The 6325-nt window shown below is 68.3% G+C and carries 4 protein-coding genes and 1 pseudogene; all 5 read right to left on the reverse strand.

Annotated features, from left to right (window positions below):
* Positions 1 to 4: 4 nt before the first annotated feature.
* Entirely contained in the window at positions 5 to 667 is a 663-nt protein-coding gene (locus tag ACT2CW_RS38110) for an adenylate kinase (RefSeq protein ID WP_445519882.1), read from the reverse strand.
* Positions 668 to 1138: 471 nt separating this feature from the next.
* Positions 1139 to 3481, reverse strand: a complete 2343-nt coding sequence (locus ACT2CW_RS38115) for a transketolase-like TK C-terminal-containing protein (RefSeq protein ID WP_445519883.1) — start codon at positions 3479 to 3481, stop codon at positions 1139 to 1141.
* 171 nt (positions 3482 to 3652) lie between these two features.
* A complete protein-coding gene (locus ACT2CW_RS38120; protein ID WP_445519884.1) occupies positions 3653 to 4195 on the reverse strand; it encodes an NUDIX domain-containing protein in 543 nt (180 codons plus the stop codon).
* A complete protein-coding gene (locus tag ACT2CW_RS38125) occupies positions 4165 to 5730 on the reverse strand; it encodes an acyl--CoA ligase family protein (RefSeq protein ID WP_445519885.1) in 1566 nt (521 codons plus the stop codon). The genes ACT2CW_RS38120 and ACT2CW_RS38125 overlap by 31 nt, the downstream gene beginning before the upstream one ends.
* Positions 5731 to 5830: 100 nt before the next feature.
* Positions 5831 to 6325: pseudogene (locus tag ACT2CW_RS38130) on the reverse strand (hypothetical protein); the annotation flags it as partial.

The raw sequence follows: 6325 nt of genomic DNA on the forward strand, positions 1-6325 counted from the left end.
GCGGCTACTTGCCGTCGTCCTCGCGCTTGAGGGTTTCCAACGCCCGCCGCGTGACCTCGTCCACAGGGCCCAGGGAGGAGATCGTGACCGCGAGGCCCTGCGTCTTGTAGTACTCGATGATCGGCTCGGTCTGCGTGTAGTAGACCTCGAGCCGCTTGCGGACGGTCTCCTCGGAGTCGTCGTCGCGCTGGTAGAGCTCACCGCCGCAGACGTCGCACACGCCCTGCTTCTTCGGCGGGCTGTACGACACGTGGAACACGTGTGCCGACTGGCTGCGGCAGATGCGCCGGCCGGCGATGCGCTCGATGATCTCCCCCTCGGGGATTTCGAGGTCAAGAACCGCATCCAGCTTGATGGCCTCGGTCTTCAGCAGCTCGTCGAGCGCCTCGGCCTGCGAGACGTTGCGCGGGAAACCGTCGAGCAGGAAGCCGTTCTCGGCATCCGGCTGTCGCATGCGGTCCTTCGCCATCTCGATGGTGAGTTCGTCGGGGACGAGATTGCCGACGTCCATGGAGACCTTCGCGAGTTTCCCGAGCTCGGTCTGCCGGCTGATGTTGGCCCGGAACAGATCGCCCGTGGAGACGTGCGGGATCGTCAGCTTCTCGGCCAGGCGTGTGGCCTGAGTGCCCTTACCAGCACCCGGCGGCCCGACGAGGACGATGCGCATCAGCGGAGGAACCCTTCGGCATTGCGCTGCTGGCGTTCATTGGCGACGGAGGCGCTTGCGGACGGCCTGGAGACGACCTCGCCGATCCTGCCACCCACGGCCAGATAGCGACGACTGGCTGACGGTGCGGCTGGTCGGGGGACGGCCGGAGCCCCGGACCATTTTCGTTCGATTCCGCTCAGAGCCTTCATCACATGTCCAATCGTCTGGGTGGAAGTGTCTGCTCGGCTCGCCGTGGGAAAGGCGGACAGGTTGGTTGTGACCGTCCAGCGGCAGGGCGCGGCGTGTCAGGGCGGGTGCCGCGCCGTGCCGCCGGACGGAGTGGGTGGGGAACTGTTGCCCCATGGAGGGTGGTGCGGGTCGGCCGCACCGGGACCGTCCGGCGGTACGTCTTTTCGGCAGGACAGGGGCGTGCCGCCGGACGGGGTATGAGAGGCGAATCCCCTGCACGCAGAGGCTCCGGGTTCTCGCTCAATCGATGAGGTCGAGGGCGGTGGTGACGATGCTGTCCGTGTCGATGCGGTGGTAGCGGTAGACGTCCTCGATCGCCCCGGACTGGCCGAACCGGGTCACGCCGAGGGTGCTGACGGGAACGTTCTGGATCGTGCTCAGAAAAGCCAAGGTGTGCGGATGCCCGTCCAGGACGGTGACCAGCGGGGTGGCCCGGTCGAGGGGGAAGACCTGGTCGAGGATCCAGGTCGGGTCGTCCGACAGGCCGCGACGGGCCTGGAGTGCGCGGAAGAGCAGGTCCGGGCTGGTCACGCATACCACGTCGGCGCCGTGGCCGATGGCGGCGAGCCGGTCGGCGGCGGCCAGGGCCTCGGGGATCAAGGCGCCCATCGCGGCGAGTGTCACCACGGGCTTCTCGTGCTGCCGCAGCCGGTAGGCCCCGGCGGTCACCTGCCGGCGACGGCGTTCGCGAGCGGCCGGGTCGCTGGGCACCGCGGCTGTCGACTGGTCGATGGGTCGGGTCGACAGTCGCAGATAGGCCGACCTGCCCCCTGGACTGGCCAAGTTGCCGAGTGCGGTGAGCAGGCACCATTCGGTGTCGATCGCGAACGCGGGCTCGTAGGTGACGCAGCCGGGCTGTTCGATGCCCAGCGAGGGGGTGGTGATCGACTGATGCGCACCGCCCTCCGGGGCGAGGGTGACACCGGAGGGGGTGCCGACCAGGATCGACTGGCCACCGGCATAGATGCCGAACGACCAAGGCTCCAGGGCCCGGTTGACGAAGGGGTCGTAGACGACGCCGATCGGCAGCAGCGGCTGGCCCCACCGACTCCACGTGGCGCCCAGCTCGCCGAGGAGACCGACCAGGTTGGTCTCCGCGATGCCCAGCTCCACGTGCTGACCGGCCGGCTGCTCGCGCCAGTGCAGGATGGTCTCGGCGTCGTCGGCGAACCAGTCGGTGCGCTCGGTGGGCGACCACACGCCCACCTTGTTGAGCCAGCCGCCCAGGTTGGTGGTGGAGCTGACGTCCGGGCTGACGGTGACGATCCGGGCGGCCGCCTCCGGCGCCCGCCGGGTGAGATCCAGCAGGACGCGGCCGAGAGCCTGCTGAGTGTTCCCGATGCCGGAAGGGGCCGGGCGCGCCAGGTCGGCGGGGACGGCAGGGGGCTCTTGGGGCGCCTGTTCGGGGCGGTGCAGTCGCTGGGCGGCCGCCGCGCACAGGGCCGCTTCCGCCGAACCCGCACCGAAACGCCTCCACGGGTCGTCGAGATCGGTTCCCAGGCGGTCGGCCAGTGCACTCATCTGGTCGACCGTCAGGAGCGAGGAGTGGTTTTGCGGGTGGCCCTCGGTGGGGAGCCCGTAGCCCTTGACCGTGTAGGCGAAGATCACGGTCGGGCGGGTGTCGTCGACACCGGCGAACGCATCCGACAGCGCGCCGATGTCGTGGCCGCCCAGGTTGCGCAGCGCCGCCAGGAGCGAGGCGTCGTCCAGGGGGGCGATGAGGTCGGCGATCGGTCCGGCGGTGGAGCCGGTGCCGGGCAAGCGCTCGCGCAGTTCGTCGGCGGAGCAGCGCAGCAGGCGCTGGTATTCGGGGTTGCCCATGGCATCGATACGAGCGCGCAGGGCCTCGCCGCCGGGCCGGGTGAACAACGCCTGAAGGAGATGCCCGTACTTGAGGGAGATCACCTGCCAGCCGGCCGCGGCGAACATGCCCTGGAGCTTGTCCGCGGCGACGCCGGGGATGACTCGGTCGAGGGACTGCCGGTTGAGGTCGACCACCCACACCACTTCGCCCAGGCCCGGCACCATCGGATCCTGGATGGCCTCCCAGATCGCGCCTTCGTCCAGCTCGGCGTCGCCGAGCAGGGAGTACTGGCGCCCCCTCCCGGCACCGCCGAAGCGCCCCTCCACGTAGCGCCGGGCGAGAGCGCCCCACAGGGGAGCGGTGGCGCCGATACCGACCGAACCGGTGGAGTAGTCGACCGGGTCGGGGTCCTTGGCCCGGCTGGGGTAGCTCTGGAGGCCGCCGAAGGCGCGCAGTGTGGTCAGGTAGGACTCGTCCAGCTCGCCCAGCAAGTAGTTGATCGCATGCAACACCGGTGAGGCATGAGGCTTGACCGACACCCGGTCCTCGGCGGTCAGCGCGTGGAACCACAGCGCCGTCATGATCGAGGTCATCGAGGCACTGGACGCCTGGTGGCCGCCCACCTTCAGCCCCGAAGGGTTCGGCCGCACCCGGTTGGCGTGATCGATGATCGCGGTGGACAGCCACAGCACCCGCTGTTCGACCGACTCCAGCGCAACAACCTCCTCCGCCTGGGCAGGACCGCCGTTGCCGCCGGACGGCCTCAGTTCCGTCACCATCACAGACCACCTCCGCATTCGGCACCATGCTTTAGGGATTTCGCGTTCTGCTCCGCCAGAAGACGAATCACTCCGCGACTGCACAGGATGTGCCTTTGAGATCGAGCATTCTGCTTGAATTCGGGCCACCTGATCGGCTGGCCCAGGGCGCCGGACCGGTTCGCACCGGCCTTAAGACGCGGCGTTATCACGTGCCTTGGCTGATGGCAGAGAGTCGACTGCTCGCAGGACATCTGTCAGCCATGCGACCTGCCCGTCGAACTGTGACAGCTTCCAGGGCCGTACCCACCGGTAGGCCGTGTGCTCCCAGTTGAGAGTGAGCCGGCGTTGACTGGTGCAGGCCAAAAAAGTGTGCACGGTCCAGTCCGGCCCGCCGCGAGGGTCAGCGAGACGCAGCGTGGGGCCCGCGGTCAGCTGCTCCAGAGCGCGGGCGGGGAGCAGAGTCTCCTCCCAGATCTCCTGGATGGCTTGCCGTACCGGGTCGCTGTCAGCGTCCAGATGTCCGGTGATGCAGTGCCACAAGCCCGCATCATGCTGGACAGATCCACTGCGCTTGAACAACCCGATGCGCCCTCGCCACATGAGGACGACGGCGACCACCTGCCGCAGCCCCTGCCTCGTGAAGGCACGAGGCTTGACACGTTCTGAGACAACCTCGCGTGCCGCCGGCCCGTTCCTGTCGTTCACCGGATGCGGCTCTCGCTCCCGGCCCATGCCTTGTCCCGCAACACGAACTTCTGGATCTTCCCGGTGGAGGTCTTCGGCAACTCGGTGAACGTGACCGTCTTCGGCGCTTTGAACCGGGCCAGCCTGCCCTTCACATGCTCGATGATCTCCGCCTCGGTGGCCGTGGCGCCTTCCCGCAGGCTCACATAGGCGGCAGGGACCTCACCCCAGTGCTCGTCCGGCACCGCGATCACCGCCGCCTCCAGTACCGCCGGATGGTCCATGATCGCCTGCTCCACCTCGACCGACGCGATATTTTCCCCACCCGAGATGATCACGTCCTTCGAGCGGTCACGCAGCTCCACGTACCCGTCGGGGTGGAGGATGCCGATGTCCCCGGTCCGGAACCATCCGTCCGGCACCGCTGCCAGGGTGGCCTCGGGGTCGTCGAGGTAGCCGAGCATGAGGTTGTTGCCCCGCAGCGCGATCTGCCCCGTGGTGACACCGTCCGCGGGGACGTCCGTGCCGTCGTCCGCGATCACCCGCGGCACGCACGAGATCATGTTCCCGACGCCCTGGCGCGCCTTGAGCCGCCCTTGTGCCGCGGCGTCGCGGTCGTTCCACTCCGGGCGCCAGTCGCACAGCATCGCTGGGCCGTACGTCTCGGTCAGCCCGTACAGGTGCGTGACCTCGAACCCCAGCGCCGCCATTCGCCGCAGGATCGCCGGCGACGGCGGCGCCCCACCGGTGGCGATCCGCACCGTGCGGTCCAGGGGTGCGGCCTCTTGGGCGTAGGCGATCATCGACAGCACCGTCGGCGCCCCGTTGAGGTGCGTGACGCCCTCCTCCCGGAGCAGTCGCCAGACCTCCTCCGGATTCACCTTCGGCAGACAGACGTGCGTCCCAGCCGCCGCGGTCACCGCCCACGGGAACGTCCATCCGTTGCAGTGGAACATCGGCAGCGTCCACAGGTACACGCTCGACGGCGTCAGTCCGGTGTGTCCCACCATCGCCACGGCCTGGAGGAACGCGCCCCGGTGGTGGTACATCACGCCCTTCGGGCGGCCCGTGGTCCCCGAGGTGTAGTTGATCGACAGCAGCGACCGTTCGTCGGTCGGGGTCAGGTGCAGCGGCTCCGCCGCGGCCAGCAGATCCTCGTATTCCCGCCCCGCCCTGATCCGGTGCGGTGGGGCGTCCAGCCGGGCGAGGGCCTCGTCCACCAATGCGTCGAACGACGGGTCGTGGATCAGCACGGACACCTTGGAGTGCTCCAGGATGTAGGCGACCTCGCCCGCCGACAGCCGGGTGTTCACCGCGACCAGCGGCACCCCCGACCACGGCACCCCGTAGTGCGCCTCCAGTGACACATGCGTGTTCGGTGCCAGCACCGCCACCGGACGTCCCCCGGCCAACGAGGCCAACCCGCCCGCCAACCGCTGACACCGATCACGCAGCTCCGCATAGGTCCACCGGGACCGCCCATCCACCACTGCGACCCGATCCCCATGCGCCGCCGCAGCACGATCCAGATACGACGTCGGGGTCAACGGCTCGAAGGACAAGGAGCCCAGGTCGCCGGTCATCGCACCGCTCCGTGTATTGGGACGCCGATCGTGATCTGGAGGATGCCGTTGTGGTGGTGTTCGGTGAGGATGTTGCCGGTGCCGTGGTTGTAGAGGGTGGTCATCGGCTGGTCTCCTTGTGGTGGCTGGGGTTGTGCGTGTCGTTGTACTGGCGGAGTGCTTCTTCGTGGGCGGGGCGGGCGGCTCGGATCTCGGCGAGGATGTCGTCGGCCGAGCGCACGACGTTGCGGGGGTTTTTGAAGCGGGGGATGACGTATTTGCCGAAGAGTTCGATCGAGCGCATCAGCTGGTGGTGGGGGAGGCTGTCGACGCGTAGGACGAGTGCGTCGACGCCCATGTCGGCGTATCGCTGTACGTGTTCGATGCAGTGGTCGGGGTCGCCGACCATGAAGCCCTGGGAGTGTTCGAACATGTACTCTTCGTCGTTGAAGTCGATGTCCTTGACAGCGCCCATGTAGGCGTAGTCCTTCGACAGTTTCGACAGGCGCTCATATGCGTCGGTGGACAGCTTGGCCATCTCGAACAGGGGCTTCGCCTCGAGGCGGGCCTGGGCAGTGGTCTCGGCGCAGTGCATACCACCGGCGACCGCGACCAT

This window comes from Streptomyces sp. NEAU-174 (assembly GCF_052665095.1).